20 protein-coding genes and 1 pseudogene are annotated in these 19,616 nt (G+C 54.5%); 6 read left to right on the top strand and 15 right to left on the bottom strand.

Going from position 1 to position 19,616, the window contains the following annotated elements; genetic code table 11:
* Positions 1–81: 81 nt before the first annotated feature.
* Both acgM and acgA read right to left on the bottom strand, forming a co-directional pair.
* Positions 82–1,116 (bottom strand): radical SAM/SPASM domain protein, ACGX system, encoded by a 1,035-nt coding sequence (gene acgM / locus HMPREF9623_RS06805; RefSeq protein ID WP_009533157.1) that lies wholly within the window; start codon positions 1,114–1,116, stop codon positions 82–84.
* A 201-nt stretch (positions 1,117–1,317) separates the two neighbouring features.
* Positions 1,318–1,506: an ACGX-repeat peptide gene (gene acgA, locus HMPREF9623_RS06800; protein WP_040799877.1), complete on the bottom strand. Its 189-nt coding sequence runs from the start codon at positions 1,504–1,506 to the stop codon at positions 1,318–1,320.
* 240 nt (positions 1,507–1,746) lie between these two features.
* Between acgA and HMPREF9623_RS06795 the strand changes: the two genes are divergently transcribed.
* On the top strand, positions 1,747–2,073 hold the full coding sequence (locus HMPREF9623_RS06795; RefSeq protein ID WP_009533156.1) for a winged helix-turn-helix transcriptional regulator: 327 nt from the start codon (positions 1,747–1,749) through the stop codon (positions 2,071–2,073).
* A gap of 418 nt (positions 2,074–2,491) precedes the next feature.
* Here HMPREF9623_RS06795 and HMPREF9623_RS06790 read toward each other — a convergent pair whose 3' ends face one another.
* The 9 genes and pseudogenes from HMPREF9623_RS06790 to HMPREF9623_RS06755 form a co-directional block, all read right to left on the bottom strand.
* On the bottom strand, positions 2,492–2,908 hold the full coding sequence (locus HMPREF9623_RS06790; protein ID WP_009533155.1) for a YjdF family protein: 417 nt from the start codon (positions 2,906–2,908) through the stop codon (positions 2,492–2,494).
* A gap of 160 nt (positions 2,909–3,068) precedes the next feature.
* Positions 3,069–3,200, bottom strand: a pseudogene (locus HMPREF9623_RS12245) (DUF3791 domain-containing protein); the annotation flags it as partial.
* Between the two features lie 168 nt (positions 3,201–3,368).
* The gene (locus HMPREF9623_RS06785) at positions 3,369–4,019 is read right to left on the bottom strand and encodes a restriction endonuclease subunit S (protein WP_009533154.1); all 651 of its coding nucleotides are present in this window, start codon (positions 4,017–4,019) and stop codon (positions 3,369–3,371) included.
* The gene (locus HMPREF9623_RS06780) at positions 4,016–4,495 is read right to left on the bottom strand and encodes a hypothetical protein (RefSeq protein ID WP_050806345.1); all 480 of its coding nucleotides are present in this window, start codon (positions 4,493–4,495) and stop codon (positions 4,016–4,018) included. Before HMPREF9623_RS06780 ends, HMPREF9623_RS06785 begins: the two co-directional genes overlap by 4 nt.
* A complete protein-coding gene (locus tag HMPREF9623_RS06775; protein ID WP_009533152.1) occupies positions 4,476–5,501 on the bottom strand; it encodes an HsdM family class I SAM-dependent methyltransferase in 1,026 nt (341 codons plus the stop codon). Before HMPREF9623_RS06775 ends, HMPREF9623_RS06780 begins: the two co-directional genes overlap by 20 nt.
* 27 nt (positions 5,502–5,528) lie before the next feature.
* Positions 5,529–6,209 carry a dihydrofolate reductase family protein gene (locus HMPREF9623_RS06770; RefSeq protein ID WP_009533151.1) on the bottom strand — a complete coding sequence of 227 codons (681 nt, stop codon included), beginning with the start codon at positions 6,207–6,209 and terminating at the stop codon, positions 5,529–5,531.
* Between the two features lie 241 nt (positions 6,210–6,450).
* A complete protein-coding gene (rlmD, locus tag HMPREF9623_RS06765; protein ID WP_009533150.1) occupies positions 6,451–7,842 on the bottom strand; it encodes a 23S rRNA (uracil(1939)-C(5))-methyltransferase RlmD in 1,392 nt (463 codons plus the stop codon).
* 41 nt (positions 7,843–7,883) lie between these two features.
* Positions 7,884–8,837 (bottom strand): 3'-5' exoribonuclease YhaM family protein, encoded by a 954-nt coding sequence (locus HMPREF9623_RS06760; RefSeq protein WP_009533149.1) that lies wholly within the window; start codon positions 8,835–8,837, stop codon positions 7,884–7,886.
* Positions 8,838–8,860: 23 nt separating this feature from the next.
* On the bottom strand, positions 8,861–10,171 hold the full coding sequence (locus HMPREF9623_RS06755) for a S1C family serine protease (RefSeq protein WP_009533148.1): 1,311 nt from the start codon (positions 10,169–10,171) through the stop codon (positions 8,861–8,863).
* A gap of 179 nt (positions 10,172–10,350) precedes the next feature.
* Between HMPREF9623_RS06755 and HMPREF9623_RS06750 the strand changes: the two genes are divergently transcribed.
* The 5 genes from HMPREF9623_RS06750 (at position 10,351) to HMPREF9623_RS06730 (ending at position 17,086) form a co-directional block, all read left to right on the top strand.
* Entirely contained in the window at positions 10,351–12,717 is a 2,367-nt protein-coding gene (locus HMPREF9623_RS06750; RefSeq protein ID WP_009533147.1) for an endonuclease MutS2, read from the top strand.
* Positions 12,718–12,736: 19 nt separating this feature from the next.
* Complete coding sequence (locus HMPREF9623_RS06745) at positions 12,737–13,441, top strand: response regulator transcription factor (protein ID WP_009533146.1); 705 nt, start codon at positions 12,737–12,739, stop codon at positions 13,439–13,441.
* Positions 13,438–14,865 carry a sensor histidine kinase gene (locus HMPREF9623_RS06740; RefSeq protein ID WP_009533145.1) on the top strand — a complete coding sequence of 476 codons (1,428 nt, stop codon included), beginning with the start codon at positions 13,438–13,440 and terminating at the stop codon, positions 14,863–14,865. The genes HMPREF9623_RS06745 and HMPREF9623_RS06740 overlap by 4 nt, the downstream gene beginning before the upstream one ends.
* Positions 14,866–14,953: 88 nt before the next feature.
* On the top strand, positions 14,954–15,778 hold the full coding sequence (locus tag HMPREF9623_RS10920) for a hypothetical protein (RefSeq protein ID WP_009533144.1): 825 nt from the start codon (positions 14,954–14,956) through the stop codon (positions 15,776–15,778).
* A gap of 249 nt (positions 15,779–16,027) precedes the next feature.
* Complete coding sequence (locus HMPREF9623_RS06730; protein ID WP_040800050.1) at positions 16,028–17,086, top strand: cell wall-binding protein; 1,059 nt, start codon at positions 16,028–16,030, stop codon at positions 17,084–17,086.
* 59 nt (positions 17,087–17,145) lie between these two features.
* On the opposite strand, the gene HMPREF9623_RS11475 is transcribed toward HMPREF9623_RS06730, so the two are convergent.
* The 4 genes from HMPREF9623_RS11475 to HMPREF9623_RS10915 form a co-directional block, all read right to left on the bottom strand.
* Positions 17,146–17,301, bottom strand: a complete 156-nt coding sequence (locus tag HMPREF9623_RS11475) for a hypothetical protein (RefSeq protein WP_154646129.1) — start codon at positions 17,299–17,301, stop codon at positions 17,146–17,148.
* A 134-nt stretch (positions 17,302–17,435) separates the two neighbouring features.
* Positions 17,436–18,611 carry a pyridoxal phosphate-dependent aminotransferase gene (locus HMPREF9623_RS06720; RefSeq protein ID WP_009533142.1) on the bottom strand — a complete coding sequence of 392 codons (1,176 nt, stop codon included), beginning with the start codon at positions 18,609–18,611 and terminating at the stop codon, positions 17,436–17,438.
* The gene (locus tag HMPREF9623_RS06715; RefSeq protein WP_009533141.1) at positions 18,608–19,090 is read right to left on the bottom strand and encodes an Lrp/AsnC family transcriptional regulator; all 483 of its coding nucleotides are present in this window, start codon (positions 19,088–19,090) and stop codon (positions 18,608–18,610) included. The genes HMPREF9623_RS06720 and HMPREF9623_RS06715 overlap by 4 nt, the downstream gene beginning before the upstream one ends.
* Entirely contained in the window at positions 19,083–19,487 is a 405-nt protein-coding gene (locus HMPREF9623_RS10915; RefSeq protein WP_195891210.1) for an AIR synthase-related protein, read from the bottom strand. The genes HMPREF9623_RS06715 and HMPREF9623_RS10915 overlap by 8 nt, the downstream gene beginning before the upstream one ends.
* Between the last annotated feature and the right edge of the window lie 129 nt (positions 19,488–19,616).

Raw genomic sequence — 19,616 nt, 5'->3', positions numbered from 1 at the left:
GAAAACGATAACGCCGGTCGGAAACCTGCGGCACAGCACCAACATGATTTTAGGGTTTGCTCTCAAGCGACTTTAAGAACTTCATACAACTTCTTTCCAACACTGCGGATCGGCAGCATAGAAGTTTCCGTCTTTACCGCTCGCCACAGCGGGACAGCCCCGGCAGAACGCCAGCAGTTCGCATTTGCTGCACTTCTCAAATTTGGTGTAGTCCCGGTACTCTTCCATTTGGCATACCCAAACATCCGCCAGACGGTCGGTAAACACATTGGCAACCTTGCTGTTCTGCACCCGGCGGCAGGCATACACATCCCCGGTGGGGAGTATGGTCAGGTGACAGTTGCCGCAGTTGCAGCCGCCGTAAATCATACCGTCCTCCACGGTTTCGGGAATTTTGAACGTCCCGGTTTCGTACTCATAGAGCGTCCAGAGATGGTCTTTTTTGTTAAAGTAAGTCCGGCAGCCTGCGGCCTCATATTCTTTGAATTTCTTGTCGCAGTCAGAGAGGAGCTTGCGGTAACGGAACGGATCGATGCCGACCTCCTTTTCCTCGCTGGTCGGACAGTAACGCGCGAACGCAAAGACATTCACCCCCGCCGCCACAACAGCGTCGATGATGCCGGGAACCTCATCAATGTTTTTGCCGGAAACGGTGGTCATCACCACGGAGCGAATACCGGCTCGATTGATGCAAGCGATTTTCTCGAGTGTCAGATCAAAGCTGCCGGGTTTGCGGAACCAGTCGTGGGTTTCGCGCAAACCGTCAACGGAAAGCTGATATTTTTCACAGCCGTATTCTCTCAAGCGACGGCAAACCTCGTCGGTCAGGTGGAAGGGGTTGCCGAGTATGGTAAACGGAACGCCGTGCTGCTTCATCAGCCCCAGCAGTTTCCAAAAGTCAGGGTGTAGGATCGGATCGCCGCCGGTAATGTAAAAATACGGCAAGCGGTCATAGACCTCACAGAAGTCAAGACAGTTATAGAAGCTGTCCTGCATTTGCTGCCAAGACATCGCATCCAACTTCTTGTTGCAGTTTTCAGAGAAAATGTAGCAGTGCTTGCACCGCTGATCGCATTCATCGGTGATATGCCACTGGAAAGAAAAATACTGTTTCATGTGATCCTCCTTGTTGTGATAGGACGCATTTCCGAAAGCGTAACAGCTGTTGCTCTCTCGGAAATACGCCCCAAGCTTTTTCTTGGGGTGTATCCCGTCGTCACAAGCTCCGTATCATGCGGTTCCGCGTAAACGCAAAACCTGATTCATTCCGCTCTGACTTCTCCCACAAAATCCTGTGATTTTGCGGGAACACGGTCTTTACTGCTTATCGCCGGCACCGCAGGCAGAACCGCAAGCGGCGGGCTTTTCGGCGGGCTTGTCGCCGGCACCGCAGGCAGATCCGCAAGCAGCGGGCTTCTCATCGGGCTTATCACCGGCACCGCAAGCCGTAGCGGCTGCGGAAGCCTGTGCCTTATTGTTCCAGCCAAAGAGATTCGAAAGAGCCATGATTATGTACCCCCATCCATTTTTGTCAAACAGCGTTTCCTGTTTGCAGTTTCATTGTAACGCATCTTACTCTTGAAAAAAGTACGCACAAATCTATTACTGAGTTACCTTTTTGTAACCCATAGGCGAAAAGAGGGTGGCTTCGCGCCTCCCCTTGCCGAACGTTAACACTTGAAAAAATGTAAGCGTCACACCATAATTGAGGTGTAACATTCTAAATTAAACCATTGGAGGACTGCTATGCTGACCAAAGAAGAGATGCCGGCCTGCCCGGTAGCGACTACCGTGGCGCTGATCGGGAGCAAATGGAAACTGCTTATCATGCGAAACCTGTTGGCCCGTCCGTGGCGCTTCAATGAACTGAAAAAGAACTTGGAGGGGATCAGCCAGAAGGTGTTGACGGACAGCCTGCGTTCCATGGAAGCCGACGGTATTATTACCCGCACCGTTTATCCGGAAGTTCCGCCGAGGGTAGAATATGCTCTGTCCGAGCTTGGCGAATCCATGCGTCCTATCATTCAGTCAATGGAAGCGTGGGGTCTTGATTATAAAAAAGCAAAGGAATAAAAAGCGGCAAGCCAGTCGAATTGCTCCGACAGGCTTGCCGTTTTTTGTTTTTGATATATCCCGCACCATGGACACGCGCGTGTCTCAAGCCGAAGTACTTTTCCAGACACACCGGCTGTACTGCCGGGATCCTATTTTCATTTGCTTTCCGGTCCTATGATTGGTGATACCCTCGTCACTGCTCTCTATTTCGTTCTGCCTCTATCTCTTTCAGGGTTTTACCCCCGCTATTTTCCCAACACGCCGGACCGCAGCATGCCGTCGGTCGCGATCAGTGCACGCTGTTCGTCCTCGCTCATTTCTTTCCGCTTCTTGGAAAGACCAATTTCCCGGTAAGGAATGCCGCATACACGACTATTCTGAAGGCTTATATCGATGTGCCTGCTTTATCCTGTATATAGTCCATCCGCTTCCTCTGTCAATGTCCTCTGTGCCTCTCTTTTCGCTTCTGCTGCTTTAACAGAAACAGGCGTTCCGCTTTTGCCTGCTGTTCTTCTCTGTTCTTTTTCCTGCCTTCCAGACGCTTCGCTTCATGCTGCATTTTTAGCGCCTGCTGCGACTTTGTCCCGATTCCGACCTGTTGCATTTGTCTCTTCGCGTCACGCTGTGCTGTCTTCGGGTTCTTCTTTGCTTCCTTTCGTTCCGTCGGCACAGGCTGACTGAAGCACAGCTCATAAAAATGTCTTTGTATGAAACCAGCGATTTCATAGTCCTTGGGTTCTGCCCCGAAGGTAATTTTTGTTGCCGATAAATGTCCGCCCGCAATCCGCTCAGCTACGCCAACCCAAAACGGATCTGCGAAATAAACCGTCAACTTGATAACTACTTTGTCCATGACAATCCCTCCTAAAATTCAATTCATGAACAAAGAACGGACAACCCGGAGGGCAGGTTACTTACCACGGCTACGCCGTGACGGCCGGGCTACCTACCGGCTCTGGCATACATTTCTGTACGCGTTGCGTTTTTATCTTTGTTATTTTTTATCGAGCTCGTCAGGTTCTCCTGTATTCTTCCGTGAGCTCATCCGCCAGATACATATCACTCATGCAATGTAAATCCGATACGCCTTCATGTAGTAAAGGGTACAATTCGGACTTGTAAAAGAAATCCGTCGCTTCATCTAACAAGGCACGAAGCCGTCACGACTATCCAGATGACTGCCAGACCGCTCATAAGAAGCTTCCTGGCAATCTGCCAAGAGTAACCGTAGAATTTCATCCTGATCCAATGTAATATTGAGTCGAGACCTCGCTCGTTCCCCCTCAGTCTTATGTTGATTGTTATAATTTACATTATACCTGAGGGACGCTTCCCTGACTCTTTCCAGTTTTTGAATTTACGTCATTATGCAGGAACTCCCCCTCATTTGCTCTCTGTCTGTCGATGAATGCAAGATATTGCTCATATTTTTTCAACATCATATTCTTTGTATACTGCTCCATAAAGGCATAATCAGGCTCATCATCATTAGTAACTGGAAGCATGATACGTTCCCTCTTAATGCTATCTTTGTTGCCCATATGCCCATAGGTGTACTTCGAACATGTTTGTTGCACTGCTCTTGCAACAAATAGCCCCAAATAAAGATTAAGCCAATCACTACGCAACATCAAAATTGATGATCCAGCTCCACCACGTCCAAGAAAATCCATCGGCTGGTAGAACGTACTGCCATCCACTGGACTTACAGTGATGCAATTCCCCTTGTCTAATAACTCATCAGGTTTTGAATTACAGCGCTTCATCACGCCGTTATTCACAGCTCCAGACGCCACAAACGGCGTATCACCAAAATCGTAATCATCCTTGTTTCTTGCCTTGGGACGGCTAATTGTAAATAAATCACTCACAAAGAACTCTCCCCATTCCTTCTCATCTAGCGGGGGGATTTCCTTGTATTCTAGCTGGGAGAGTTGCCCTGTGATAAATCTCTTATACCTCATGAGCATACCCCCCTCACTTTAGCGGAGTAAAGCGTCATGTAGTTGTAGTCAGGATTACCCTTGTAATCTACGGGCAATGAGATGCCAACAGTTTTTGCCTTTCGCCAATGTCTCGCGTACCCCATATCTGGAATCCGCTTTTCCCAAGCTACAGCAATAAATGCCAAATCGTCCATGTTCAACCCATTGCTCTTGAGAATTTTTACATTATCTGCTGCTGAAAACGAACATTGTACCAGATTCATGCACCTAGTATGATCGCCAAATATTAAATAGCGATATCGTTTTATATCGATTTCTGGTTCACCATTTGTGAATCCCATAACTCCATTATTTTGTGACTGCGACGCATACACAGGTGTTTTCCCATCATAAGAACAATCTGTAGCAGATAATTTATTTTTTTGTTTTTGCAAAGCAAAGAACTTTTCATACCCAAATTCTTTCCATTCCTTCTCACTCAGTCTTTCCATCATTAACACCTCCCTCGAACAGATATTCTCGATTCTGCATAACCATCGAGAACTCGAACGTCAGATAGTCTCCGATGAATTTCTCAAAATCTGCATCAGTCGGAATCTCATCATTGAAGTAGTAGAAGCTATGGAGCCACTCATCATCTGATTGTACGGTTGATTCAACGCAGAACTTAGACGGAGCTTCTACTCTCCCACACCATGTGTCCAGTAAGTGCTGGAGTTTGTCCTTAGCAGAATCACCCTCAACAAGCCCGACATGAGCCCTTACCACGTACCCGTCATCCCTAAAGTCTATAAACTTGCAGACCTTATCCTTTGGATGTGGCTCATATGCCGTGAATACTGCAATGACCGGATTAGTTCCCACGCCATAGAATGTATCAGTATTGCACGTGATTACGCCCTCGAGTGTATGGTGCTTCATAATGCTCTCCTTGAAAGCCTGCTCTACCTTTGACTTTCCCGTCATGGATGACTGCGGAACAATGACCGCAGCTCGCGCACCCACAGTCAATGAATCCAACAAATGCTCAATGAACGAAAGCTCATACTGGCTTGGGTCTGCCTTCGTGCCCTGCGAATACGGTGGATTCATCAAACCTATCGTTGCTCCCTTCATCTGCACCTGTGCTGGGTTCTTGGCCAAAAAGTCGCTACACTCGAGGTTACTATTCCCATCCCGGCGCAGAATCATGTTTGCAGCCGCCACCGCAAACATATTGCTCTGAAGTTCAAAGCCGTGAAGCTGCTTTTTCTTGATATTCTTTCTTTGTTGTTCACTATCCGCCATAGAGAGCATCTTATGCATCGCAGAAATCAAAAATCCTGCCGTCCCACACGTAGGGTCTGTTGCCGTGTCTAATTTGATACAACATAACGGCAGCCTTTTTCTACCCCTTAACGATGAACACCCCAGTGTACATTTTTGCACACCCCTCATAATGATGCCGTATGCATCGTTACGGAGTAAGGGATTCGGTTTTATCGCTGCCTGTGCGTACATTGCGCTCTCCTCGTAAAACTTGAATAATCAGCCAATCACCTGGTATCGCAATCTAATATAGGAATCCTCAAGTGCAGAGCATTCTATTAACTTCAGCACTCCTAAATCGGATAGTTCAGCTTTGGATTTCAAAGACTGCCCATCAATCAAAGTGGATGTATCTTTACCGCCAATCAGGATCGGAGCCACAACGATATCGACAAAGTCAAACAGTTTTTCACGAAGGAACAATCCATTTACAGTACCCCCAGACTGCACCGTCAATCGCGCACATCCATAATCCTCATGCAGATGTTCAAGTGCTGCTTTCAACGAGATTTGCTCTTGAAAAATAATATACAGATTATCCTCTTTTACGGAGAAAGCCGGATGATTCGGATTCGATGTTATCACCACCGCCTGTTTTGAAAGAGCGCAAAAATACTTTACGCCATTTTCCATCAGATGGTGATTATCCAACAGCACAAACGACACCGGCGTTTTTGCGGGGAGAGGCTTCTCATTAACACCCATCTTGGCCTGCACTCGTCCTGTGTTAAAAGACCACAGGTCTGTTGACTGTTCAATTTTGTAGTATTGATGCAAGCCCTCTGCCACGCCAGTTATGGTAGGGAAATCCCTATCTACATCCAATTCGTCCGAGGAGCCTGTGCTGATTTTGCCGTCAACCGACATCAGCATAAATAAAGTCGTTATAGGTCTGCTCATTTTCAACCTCGTGTACTCGTACTATTTTATAGAGACTGTCCATGTATCCCCATCGACCAGGTACTGAAATTCCGTCAGAGCCGGATCGTTTATTACACGCATCAAGTCCTTAAAATCATCAACCGTATTTATCTCTGTCGAGCCTTTTTGCCCTTGGATAAGTTACCGAGAAGCGTTCGTCTTGTCCGATGCCAAATTTGTCCGATTACCCGAAAACCGCAGTATACTTAAGCTTTCGCGGCTATTTCTCTTCGACTCTTGACATCAAACATACCGTCTCCACATGCATGGTTCTCGGAAAGTTGTCGACCGGGCGCACACGCGTTAGCTCATAGCCATTGGCGCGGAGGTACTTAATATCCCGCGCGAGGGTCGAGGGGTTGCAGCTCACATAGACAATGCGCTTCGGCGCAAGTTCTACCATAGTGCGGAGGGCAGTTTCATCGCAGCCCTTCCGCGGCGGGTCCACGGTAATCACATCGATGTACTGCGCAGGGTGTTCCCGCTGCCACGCCGGGAGTACTTCCTCGGCGGCCCCGGTAAAGAATTCCGCGTTTGCAATGCCGTTACGCTTGGCGTTTTCCTTGGCATCCCGAATGGCGGCCGGCACAATTTCCACGCCGTAGACCTTCTTTGCCTGCTGCGCCAAAAAGAGGGAGATGGTTCCGATGCCGCAGTATAAATCCCAGACGGTCTCGTTTCCGCCGAGTGCCGCGAATTCCAGAGCCGCACCGTACATGGCCTCGGTCTGAACGGGATTCACCTGATAGAAGGAGTGCGGGGAGATGCGGAAGCGGATATCGCCTATGCTGTCCTCAATATAGCCCCTGCCGTAGAGGGTGCGCACCGTGTCGCCGAGTATCACATTGTCGCGGCGGGTGTTGGTGTTGAGCACCAGAGTCTCAAGGCGCGCGTCCTCGCTGTCTGCTGCCTGAAGCGCCTGAAGCAGCGCCTCCCAATGCGGCAATTCCTTGCCGTTTACAATGAGACAGAGCATATAGCTCTTGGTCGCACGGCTCTTCCGTATCAGGGCGTGGCGAAGCAGCCCCCTGCCGCTCTCTTCGTCGTAGGGGGCTATCCCGAAGCGCTCCGTAAAGGCGAGTAGCACTTCCAGAATACGCGCGTTTTCCTTTGCACCGATATCGCAGTCAAGCCAGGGAATCACACGGTGACTCCGGGCAGCATAAAAGCCGGCAACGGGTCTTCCGTCCTCGCCGGCTGCAAACGGCACCTGGGCCTTATTTCGGTAGCGGGACGGCTCTTCCATCCCAACAATTGCCTCCGTGACGGCATCCAGCCGCTCCGCCGGAACTTCGCCGATGCGGAGCAGGTCTTCCCTCACTTTATTCGCCTTGAAACGAAGCTCGGCCTCATAGGAGAGCGCCTGCAGCTGGCAGCCGCCGCAGCGCTGCTCGACCGCACAGCGCGGCGTAACGCGCTCCGGCGAAGGTTTTAAAAGCGTCTTTACGCGCGCAAAGCCGTAGTTCTTTTTGAGCTTCATCGCGAGACAGAGCGCTGTGTCTCCGGGGAGGGTGCCCTTCACAAACCAGACAAAGCCGTCCAGCTTCCCTATTCCGAGCCCCTCATCGGAGAGCGCCGTGATTTCCAGTTCAAACTCATCGTTCTTACGCATGCGGTCTTCTCTTTCTCTCTTCTCAGCGCATTCTTCCGCACTTATACGCCGCTCTCGGAGGTCTTTCTCAGGTTGCTGTCCAAGAAGCGATTAAACCCGAGCCAGCCGTTATTTGCCCCGGCGGCATTCAGGAGTTCCATAAAGGTCTCCATCTTTGCGTCGGTATTGTCCGCGAGATTCAAGGCCATGGCCTCAATCAGTGCGGGCTTCTTCGGGGAGCCGAATTCCAGCTCGCCGTGGTGCGCGACAATGCAGTGCCGAAGTTCGGCCGCGCGCTTCTCGGGGAAGTTCGGAATCTTTGCGATTGCCGCCGCGATCATCTCGCAGCCGATCACAATGTGACCGAGCAGCTGTCCCTCGTCGGTGTAGGCATTCTCCGGAAAAGCCGAGAGCTCGCGGGTCTTGCCGATGTCGTGACAGAGGGCCGCGGTAATCAGGAGGTCCCGGTTCAGAATGGGGTAGTTCTTACAGTAGTAGTCGCAGAGTCTTGCGACACTTAACGTGTGCTCCATGAGGCCGCCGATAAAGCCGTGGTGCACGGACTTCGCCGCCGAGCTCAGGCGGAAACGCTTCACAAAGGCAGCATCGTCCACAAAAAAAGCGCGGAGCAGCGTCTGCAGGTAGCTGTCCTGCACCGACTGAATCTGTGCCAGGAGTTCCGCATACATCTCGTTGTTGTCCCGATTAGAGACCGGCATGTAGTCGCCCGGGTTATACTCGCCCTCATTGGCGCGGCGAATGCGGCTTATTTTGAGCTGCAGCTTGTTGTTGTAGAGAATCACATCCGCATCGATTGCGACATAGTCGAGCTCATCGAAGTCGCCGATGCCGGGATTTCCGGGCTCCCAGATTTTTGCGTCGACCACACCTGTCTTATCGCGGAGCTGCAGACTTTCGTACTCCTTGCCGCTCTTCGTGAGATAGGTCGCCTTTTGCTGGCAGAGATAAACCTCCGAAATATGGGTGTTCTCCCGGAGTGCGTCGATATATTTCATAGTGTGTCCTTTCTGGTTTGCCTTTATCTGCCCGCAAGTGTCGCGGTGACCGAGATGGTCTCATACTTCTCTCTGCCGTTTCGCATCAGGGTTAAGCGCACGCTCTCCCCCTTCGCACTTTTTTCCAGCGCGCCTTCGAGGTCGCGCATGGTCTCGATTTTGCTGTCGCCGAGCGAAATCAGAATGTCCCCCGGCTGCACGCCCGCCGCATAGGCCGGTGCGTTCGGTTCGACGCGGGAGATGTAGACGCCCGCCGGCATTCCCTGTTCGCGCTGCGTGGTGCCGACCTGTCTGCCGTAAATGCCGAGCTTCGCCGTTTCCTTCCCGTTCATCATCCGCTCGATCATGGGCTTTAAATCCGAGATTCCGAGGATCGCCGTGCTGCTCTGTCCCTCCGTCTCGGAGAAGAGGTCTGTCATCCAGCCGACCAGCTCGCCGTCCGCATTTAAGACCCAGGTGCCGGACGCCGCGTCTCCGCTCACATCCGGCAGGTAAACGGTCGCATAGCCGTCCATCACACTCACATTGGTCCGGACATTCGAGAGAAAGCCGTACTTCACCGAGTGAATCATGCCGAGCGGGGAGCCGATCAGGAACAGAAGATCGCCGCGCTTCAGGCGGTAGGAATTGCCGAAGGGAATCACGGCCTGCTTTGCGAGACTGTCCCGGTTCGCATCCGTAATCGGGAGCGAGAGCACCGCAAGATGGGTCGCACTGTCCCGCAGTTTGACAGTCGCGCTCATCCGATCGCCGCGGGCAAAGGTGACTGTCACCGTGTCGGTGCCCTCCACCGCAGCGGTCGTCGTGAGAAATAAGAGCTCGCTCTCCGTCTTTGCGACCGCAAGCCCCGCGTAGTTCTCCGAACTCTCGAGCGCATTGTTAAACCAGTCCCGTTCGGCCTGCTCATGCGTCACGGAGACCACGGCGGCATCGGCGCTGTCGGCCTGTTTCCGGAGCGTTCCCGCCATCTGGCGGATATCGCTGAGCGTGTAGTCCCGGTTCTCTATGGCCTGTTCGACCTGTTCCCGGATGTTCTGATTCTCGGCCTCCCCGTTCACTTCTCCGCTGCCGGACTCGGCCTCCGCGGGAGAGCTCAGCTGCTCGCGCGACTCTCCCTCGCCCCGGCTCTCGTCCCGCTCGATTTTGACGCTGTTTTTTTCCGTACTCTGCCGCCACTTTTTTGCGAGTATCGGGCAGGTGACACAGGTGATGGCTGCAGCGCCGAGCGCAAAACCCGCCCCGGCAAGCGCCGCTTTCCCGGCGAGTTCCATCAGCTTTTTTCTCTTTTGCTTTTTCTCGGCGATATGCTGTGTGATAAACTCATCTTCCTGCATAAAACTCCCTCCGCCGTACTATATTAATGCTTAGTATACCATAAAAGCCGAGCATCCGAAACGCGCGCCGTAGTTTGTGCTATACTGTATCAGGAAAAGTTTTCTCTATTAAAATCAAAGCCGTAACCAAAGCGATACCTACTCTGCCGAACGGCGGAAGAAACGGATGAATCCAACGCATGAACAGCAAAACCCTACATACTTTGGAATTTGATAAAATCATTGCCCTGCTTGCGGAAAGAGCCGTGAGCGCACCCGGAAAAGCGCTGTGTCACGCCCTTGTACCCATGACCGATCTCCCGGAGATAGAGCGCGCCCAGGCGGAGACCGAGGCTGCGCTCTCCCGCATCCGCATGAAGGGCGAATTGCGCCTATCGGGACTCCGCGATGTGAGCGCCTCGGTGAAGCGCCTCGATGTCGGCGGAACTCTCAGCACTTCCGAGCTCTACGCCATCAGCACGCTGCTCGACTTAAGCGAGCGAGCCCGGAATTACGGCGCGCACGAAGAAGCGGAGCCGGATCCCGACGCACTCGAAGCCTCTTTCACGGCGCTCTCCCCGCTCCCGAAAGAAAAGCGGGAACTGAAGCACTGCATCCTCTCGGAGGAGCTGGTCGCCGACACGGCGAGCGCCGAGCTTTCGCGCATCCGGCGGCAGATGAAGACGGCCGACGAGCGCATGCACAGCGCTTTGCAGGAGGAAATCAACCGCCACAAGAGCTATCTCATGGATACCATCGTGACCATGCGTAACGGCAGCTACTGTCTCGCCGTGAAAAGCGAGTACAAGTCGAAACTTCCGGGCGTGGTGCACGACCAGAGTTCCACCGGCTCGACCGTTTTCATCGAGCCGCTTGTCGCCGTGCGCCTGAACAACGAATACCGCGAGCTGGTCATTGCCGAGCAGCAGGAAATCACAAAAATTCTCGCGGCGCTCAGCGCGCTTCTCACGCCCTGCACCGCTGCTCTGCTCGCAAACCAGAAAATACTCGCCGCACTTGACTTTGTCTTTGCGAAGGCGCGGCTCGCCTCTTCGATGCAGGCCTCGAAGCCGCTCTTTAACACCGAGCGCATTGTCGAAATCAAAGACGGCCGCCATCCGCTGATTCCGCGGGACAAGGTGGTGCCGATCAGCATACGGATTGGCGAAGACTTCACGCTCCTCATCATCACGGGACCGAACACCGGCGGCAAGACAGTCTCCCTGAAAACCATGGGACTGTTTACGCTGATGGGGCAGGCCGGACTCCACATCCCGGCGTTTCAGGGGAGCCGCCTCGCCGTATTCCGCGATGTCTTTGCGGACATCGGCGACGAGCAGAGCATAGAGCAGTCGCTCTCGACTTTCTCGGGGCACATGAAAAATGTGGTCGAGATTCTAGCGTCTGCAGACAGCGATGCGCTCTGCCTCTTCGACGAGCTCGGCGCCGGCACAGATCCGACCGAGGGCGCGGCGCTCGCGATTGCGATTCTGTCGTTCTTACAGAATATCGGCGCGCGGACGGTCGCGACCACGCACTACAGCGAATTGAAAGTCTACGCGCTCTCTACGAAGGGCGTCGAAAACGCAAGCTGTGAATTCGATGTCGCGACACTCCGCCCGACCTACCGACTCTTAATCGGTATTCCGGGCAAGAGTAACGCGTTTGCGATTTCCAAAAAACTCGGACTCCCGGATTACATCATTGAGGAGGCAAAGACGCACATCGAGCAGAACGATGCGGCCTTTGAGGATCTCCTCACCCGTCTCGAAGCGGATCGCCGCACGATTGAGGCCGAGCGGAAGGAAATCCTCGCGTACCGGACCGAGATTGAAGAGTTGAAGACCCGGCACGAAAAGGCAGATCAAAACCTCGACGAACGCAAAGAGCGCATTCTCGAGAAGGCACGCGCCGAAGCCGAGCGCATTCTCGCCGAAGCGAAAGAGAGCGCCGATCAGAGCATACGGCGCATCAACCGCCTGAGCGCGGACTCCGGTCTGCTCCGCGAACTCGAAAAAGAGCGCACCGGCCTCCGCGAAAGGTTAAAGGCGGTCGAAAAGACCGCGCCGAAAAAGGAGGCCGTCAAAGCGGCAAAGCCCGCGGTGCTCCACATTGGCGACTCGGTCCGCGTGCTCAGCATGGACCACGATGCCATTGTCTCGACGCTGCCGGATAAAAATAACCGTCTCTTTGTCCGCATGGGCGTGCTTCGCACGCAGGTTTCCGCGGACGATGTAGTCCTGATTGAGGAGGAAGCGGCAAGCGCAAAGGGCGCAAAGCGCGGCTACAGCGGTGCAGCGCCGACCTTCGGCAAGGCCTCCCACATCTCCCCCGAAATCAATTTGATCGGCAAGACGGTCGATGAGGCACTCGGGGAGCTCGACAAGTACCTGGACGACGCCCTCCTCGCACACCTGAACTCGGTCCGCGTGATTCATGGCCGCGGCACCGGCGCACTGAAAAAAGGTGTGCTCGCCTGGCTCAAAAAGCAGCCCTATGTCAAGAAATTCGAAGATGCCCATTTTGACGACGGCGGCGAGGCCGTGACCGTGGTCACCTTCCGCTGACCCGCAGAAAGGAGTCTCTTTGGCAGGAAAACAGAAAATACTGATTGTCGACGACGACGAAAATATTGCGGAACTCATCTCCCTCTACCTGGAAAAAGAATGTTTCGAGACGCACATTGCGCCGGACGGCGCGGCGGCACTCTCGCTCTTTCACTCACTCTCCCCGGATCTCGTGCTCCTGGATCTCATGCTGCCGCATGTCGACGGCTACCAGGTATGTCGCGAGATTCGAAAGAGTGCCCAGACGCCTGTCATTATGCTCTCGGCAAAGGGAGAGGTCTTTGACAAGGTGCTCGGACTCGAGCTCGGCGCCGACGACTATATCATAAAGCCCTTCGAGCCGAAGGAACTGGTCGCGCGCGTCCGCGCTGTGCTGCGCCGCTACCGGCCGCAGGAAGCTGCCCCGCCCGCCCGCACCGACACGGATGTAGTGCGCTGCGAGGATTTGGAGATCAGCCTCACGAACTACGCTGTCCGCTATGAGGGACGCCCGGTCGAAATGCCGCCGAAAGAGCTTGAACTCCTCTACTTTATCGCCTCCCACCCGAACCAGGTCTTTACGCGCGAGCAGCTCCTGGACCATATCTGGGGCTATGAGTATGCGGGCGATACCCGCACCGTCGATGTGCACATCAAGCGCCTCCGCGAGAAGCTGAAGGATAAGCCGAGCTGGTCCATCGCCACCGTCTGGGGCGTCGGCTATAAATTCGACCTCCGCGCATGATGAAGTTCATACGCCGCTCTCTCTACTTAAAATTTCTGCTCGGTTATCTGCTCTTTGGCGTCGCGGGCTTTCTCGCGGTCTCGACGCTCTCCGCGCGTCTCACGGAAAATTATCTGATTAAGAGCCGCGCGCGCACGCTTTACGACGAGGCGAATCTGATTGCCGCCGCCTACTCGGGTGTCTACGACGGCAAGGCGCTGCCGCTCCAGAGCGCCTACCCGCAGCTCGAAGCTGTCTCCACCTTTCTGCGGGCGGAAATCTGGATTATGGACAAAAACGGCGCGATTGTCATTGACTCCGCGCACAGCTGGGACGGCCGCACCATACCGGATTTCGATCCGACCGCGACCGGCAATCGTTCCTATACGGTCGGCTCCTACTTCGGCTCCTTCCCGGAGACCGTCCTCAGTGTCTCCGCACCGATCACGGGCAATTACCGGACCTACGGCTATGTCGTGATTCATCTCCGGATGAACTATGTCCGGGAAGATGCGATGCAGATTCTGAATCTGGTCTATATCAGTTACGGTATTGTCTTTCTGCTATCCCTCACCTTCCTCTTTATTTTTCACTTTGCGGTATACCGGCCGCTCGCCGCAATCACCGAGGGCGCCCGCCAATTTGCCGACGGCAACCTGACCCACCGGATTCCGGTGCGCGCCGAGGATGAGATGGGCTATCTCGCGACAACCATGAACGGGATGGCGGAAAAGCTCGCGCGACTCGAGGAAGATGAGCGGCGTTTTATCGCCAATGTGTCCCACGATTTCCGCTCGCCCTTGACTTCGATCAAGGGCTTCTCCGAGGCGATTCTGGACGGCACCATTCCGCCCGAACAGCGGGAAAAGTACATGCGGCGCGTCATCGCCGAGAGCGAGCGCCTCTCCAAGCTCACGGAAAACATGCTGCGTCTCAACACCCTGAATCCCGGACAGACGCTACACAGAAGCGTCTTTGAGCTGAATGCGCTGATTCGCGCCACAGTCGAGAGCTTTGAACCCCAGTGCAAAGCAAAGCATATTCACATCTCCCTCCTCTTCGCCGAGGAACAGAGTTTTGTCTATGCCGACGCCCTGCGCATCCAGCAGGTCCTCTATAATCTCACCGACAACGCAATCAAGTTTTCGCCGGAGAACAGCGAGATCGAGATTGCCTGCACGGAGCGCCGAAGTCGCATGGAGATCTCGGTCAGCGACAGCGGCATCGGTATTCCGGACGAGGACTTGTCCCGCATCTTTGACCGCTTCTTTAAGGGCGACCGCTCTCGCGGAAAGGACAAAATGGGCGCGGGGCTCGGCCTCGCGATTGCGCGGGAGGTCATGCTCGCGCACGGTGAGAGTCTGGAAGCGACGCAGCGCACAGAGGGCGGCAGCCGTTTTGTCTTCACACTGCCGAAAGCTGACGAAAAAAACCTGCGCCACTGACAGGGAATCGTCATTCTGTCGTAAGGAATTCGTAAGCTTGCTGTGCTATACTCGCTATATAGAAGTTTTTAGAATTCGGAGGTATTTTATGATGAAACGACTGAAACGGGCAACTGCCCTGTTCCTCTGCCTCGCGATGACGCTCTCACAGGGTGCTGTGAGCTTTGCGCGGACGGAAGATGACGACCCGCAGGACTATTCGGTCAGCGATGTCTCCTTTGATGTCTCGAACGACCGCGTCTATGTCAACTGGTCGGTCGGCGACAGCCGCACAAGCTACACGGTGCAGCTCTACAGCTCCTCGGATTTGAAGCCGAAGCACAAGATCGGCACGGCTGTCACGGCGGGCTATACGGCGGAAAAGGCCGACATCACCGACAAGGTCTTAAAGCGCGGCGCCGGCACCTACTACGCGCAGGTCACGGCAAAGAAGAAGGCCAAGGGACAGGGACGCGCAGCTTCCGCCATGGGTGCCGAGACCATCACGGCCGAGGACATCATGATGATTAAGCAGAACCGCGGCAATGCGGATGAGACCAAGACTTCCGCTGCCGCAAGCACTGCCGCCAACCAGAGCACGGCCGCGCAGAATGCTGCCGCACAGACCCAGGCTGCCAACACACAGAATACCGGCGCGCAGAACACAGCTGCCGCAACCGGTCACTGGGTGTCGCTCGAGAACGGCGGCTGGAGCTATGTGCTGAACAACGGTCAGAAGGCGACCGGCTGGTTCCAGGTCGGAGATAAGTGGTACTATGCGGGCAGCGACGGCGCTATGTGGGCAAATGCCTGGATTAAGAGCGCAACCGAAGAGGGTGTCTACTACTATGTTGGCTACAACGGTGAGATGCTCGTGAGCGCTCAGACGCCGGACGGCTATCTCGTGGACTACGCGGGCAAGTGGCGTCCGTAAGCCTGCGCACCCCGAATCTTTTTCGAATCGAATATTCTTTTTTAAAAAATGACATCGCGATTTCCGCGGTGTCATTTTTTGTGAAAAGGTTACACCAAAGGCCGTTAAATTTTTGTGATAATCTTCTTACAGGAAAGTAAGAGAACCGTAAGTGAAATCCACTATTCTTTCCCGCCGAAATCGTTTAGGATAGAGTCAACAGAAAAATTACCAAGCAGGAAATCCTGCGGAACGGAGGAAACAGAAATGATGCAGAAGAATCTGTTAAAGAAAGTGGCTCCCATTGTTCTGAGCGCTGCTATGCTGCTCGGCATGACAAGCGTCGCCTTTGCAAAATCCTCAAAGGGCGTTGTGCAGAATGTCACGATTGATCTCGACTACGACCTCTCTCCGGGCATGACCGCAAGCCAGATTGACGCCGAGAGTGACAGCGCAGGCGTGGACAGCGTCAAGGTCACCTCAATCACGAACACCGACTTCGGCAAGAAGCCGAAGGTCACGCTGAAGCTGAAGCCCGACAGCGACTTCACCTTCAAGGGCACGCCAAAGGGCAATGTCAAGCTCAATGACAAGGGCGGCAAGGGCGCCGAGGTCAGCAAGATTGTCACGAGCGCAAGCGCCATGACCGTCACGGTCACCCTGCCGAAGACCGGCTCCACAGATAAGGACGCACTCGAAGTCGGCGATGTCTCCTGGGGTGACGATGACAGCCCGGTGGTCTCCTGGGATCAGGCAGACTACGCAAAGCAGTACGAGGTAAAGCTCTACCGGAACAACACCATCCGCGAGTCGGTCACGACGAACGGCACGAGCTACGACTTCCGCAGCCAGATTCGTGAGGGCGGCAAGGGCGATTACACTGTCAAGGTCCGCGCGGTTGTCGGCAACGGCAACGGCTCGAAAGGTAACTGGACCGAGTCGGATGAGTTCAGCGTCGATGACGATATCCTCGCGGCACTCGGCGGCAAGACGAACAACGGCGGCTCCAACAACGGCGGTCAGACCGGCCCGAACGGATCGAACTCCGGCAACAAGGGCGCATGGCTGAAGGACAATGTCGGCTGGTGGTACTGCAACGCAGACCGCTCCTATACGACCGACAACTGGCAGCAGATTGACGGCAACTGGTACTACTTCAACAAGGCCGGCTACATGCAGACCGGCTGGCTGAAGAGCCGCTTCACCGGCAAGTGGTACTGGCTCAGCACCGAGAACGGCAGCAACCTCGGCAAGATGCTGACCAACCAGTGGGTTGACAACAACCGCTACTACGTTGACAACAGCGGTATCTGGACCCAGAGCAGATAAAGAAACGGCAGAACGCCTGTCGCACAAAACGTGCGACAGGCGTTTTTTTGTTATTCGAGTTATAGAACAAAAAGAGACGGTATCTTTCTTGAAACAGTTTGTTCGGCGGAAACCTTCACGAAGTATGCAATCCGGCCTTTTTGAGGTGGGCTTTGTATGAAATACGGGAAGAATCCGTCCGGCGCTTCGCGGTGGCGCTGCAATCCCTGTTCCATGATGATTACACCCGGGTTTTTGTTGCGGAAGAACAGAAGGGGGAAGTTCAATCCCGACCTGAGAGGATACAAGCATAAGGAGTCGGTACCATTTGTCAAAAAAAACAGCCCCTGCATCGCAGGGGCTGTTTCTCTTAGTTTGCGTAACGCTCCACAAAGCGCTGAATGCGCCCCATGGCCTCGCGGAGCTGTTCGAGCGAATATGCGTACGAGATGCGTACAAAGCCCTCTCCGCTCTGTCCGAACGCCGTGCCCGGCACGACCGCGACCTTTTCCTCGGTCAGCAGCTTCGTGCAGAACTCCTCGGAGGACATGCCGAATTTCGAGATGTTCGGGAAAATATAGAAGGCGCCCTCCGGCTCAAAGCAGGGGATATTCATCTCCTCGAGCCGCTTTAAGAGATAGCGGCGCCGCTGGTTATAGGCCTCGCGCATCCGCGCAATCTCGGCGTCGCAGTCGCGAAGCGCCGCGACCGCCGCGTACTGGCTTGTGGTCGGCGCGCACATAATCGCATACTGGTGCACCTTGATCATCTGGCGGAGTATCGGTTCCGGCCCGCAGGCATAGCCGAGGCGCCAGCCGGTCATCGCATACGCCTTCGAGAAGCCGTTGATCAGAACGGTTCTCTCCCGCATGCCCGGAATCTGAATGATCGAGGCCGGTGCCTCGCCGTTATAGGTGAGCTCGGTGTAAATTTCGTCCGAGACCACATAGAGGTCGTGGCGGATTGCGACTTCCGCAATCGCCGCGAGCTCCTCTCCGGTCATAATCGAGCCGGTCGGGTTATTCGGGAACGGCAACACCAAAAACTTGGTGCGCGGGGTGGTGGCCTTCTCGAGGTCCTCCGGCATCAGCTTGAAGCGATCCTTCTCCTTGAGTTCCACAATGACCGGCACGCCGTCCGCGAGACGCACACAGGGCTCGTAGGAGACATAACTCGGCTGCGGGATAATGACTTCGTCGCCGGGATCCAGCATAGCGCGGCAGGCGAGGTCTATGCCCTCCGAGCCGCCGACCGTCACCGTGATCTCGCTGAGCGGTTCATAGGAGACACCGAAGCGGCGCTGAATGTAGCGCGCAATCTCCTCGCGGAGCTCATTGAGGCCCGCATTGCTCGTGTAGAAAGTGCGTCCGCGCTCCAGCGAGTAAATGCCCTCTTCCCGGATGGGCCAGGGCGTGTCAAAATCCGGCTCGCCGACGCCGAGGGAAATGGCGCCCTCCATCGTGCGGACAATGTCAAAAAACTTCCGGATGCCGGAGGGCTGCAGGGCAACTGTCTTCTTCGCTAAAATTTCGTTGATATCTCTCATGCCATGAACAACTGCCTTTCGTCTTCTTTCTTCACTTCCATCTCCGTGCCGTGATCCTTGTACTTCTTCAGCACGAAGTGCGTCGAAGTACCTGTCACCGACTCGAGCGGCGCCAGCCGCTCGGAGACAAAGAGTGCGACTTCCCGCATGGTCTTACCCTCAAGAAGCACCATGAAATCGAACGCACCGCTCATCAGATAGACGGAATCGACTTCGTTGTACTGGTAAATGCGCTCCGCAATGCGGTCATAGCCCATGCCGCGCTGCGGGGTCACATTGACCTCAATCAGCGCTTCCACGCGCTCGTTGCTCGTGTTCTCCCAGTTGATCAGGGTGTGATAGCCGCGGATCACATTCTCTTTCTCCATGTCCGCAATCTCGTTCGCGACCGCTGCTTCGCTCTCGCCGAGCAGCATTGCGAGTTCGTGGATGTCGATACGCGCGTTCTTCTCGAGAACCGCGAGGATTTTTTCACGCATCTTTCGTCCTTTCTGTCTCAAACACTTCCGCTTCCAATGTGATGCCCTTTTCCGGGCGGTTGATGTATTCGCGCTCGGTCTTATCGACCACGCACTTGTCAAGTCCCGGCACCAGGCGGCCGATGCATGCTGCCGGAATCCCTGTCCCGCGGAGCGCCCGCACCAGACTGTCACTGTGCGCGGTCAGAAATAAAACGCCCGCCGTGTCCATGCGGTAGGGATTTTTGCCGAGCGCCTCCGCGAGCGCTATGGTCTCCTGGCGAATCGGCACCGCGCGGAGCCGGAGTTCGACACCGGACCTTCGCGCAAGCGCGGTGAGATAGACTGCCGCGAGAAGCCCTCCTCTGCCGTAGGGCAGGCAGAGCGTCTCCGCGTCCGTCTCCCGTCCCAGTCGCAAGGCGGTTTCCCGGGCGTCTTCCTCGGCTTTCAGTCGCTCCAAAAGCGCTGCCAAGTCTCGAACATATATTTTGTTTTCCGACCCGTGTTCCGAAAGAAACCTCGCCGTTTCCAGGTTTCCCGCCGAACA

Origin of the sequence: Stomatobaculum longum, assembly GCA_000242235.1 — a bacterium.
GTDB classification, from domain to species: domain Bacteria; phylum Bacillota; class Clostridia; order Lachnospirales; family Lachnospiraceae; genus Moryella; species Moryella longum.
The sequence above is the reverse complement of the archived record's forward strand: the minus strand, read 5'-3'. Positions and strand labels throughout refer to the sequence as shown.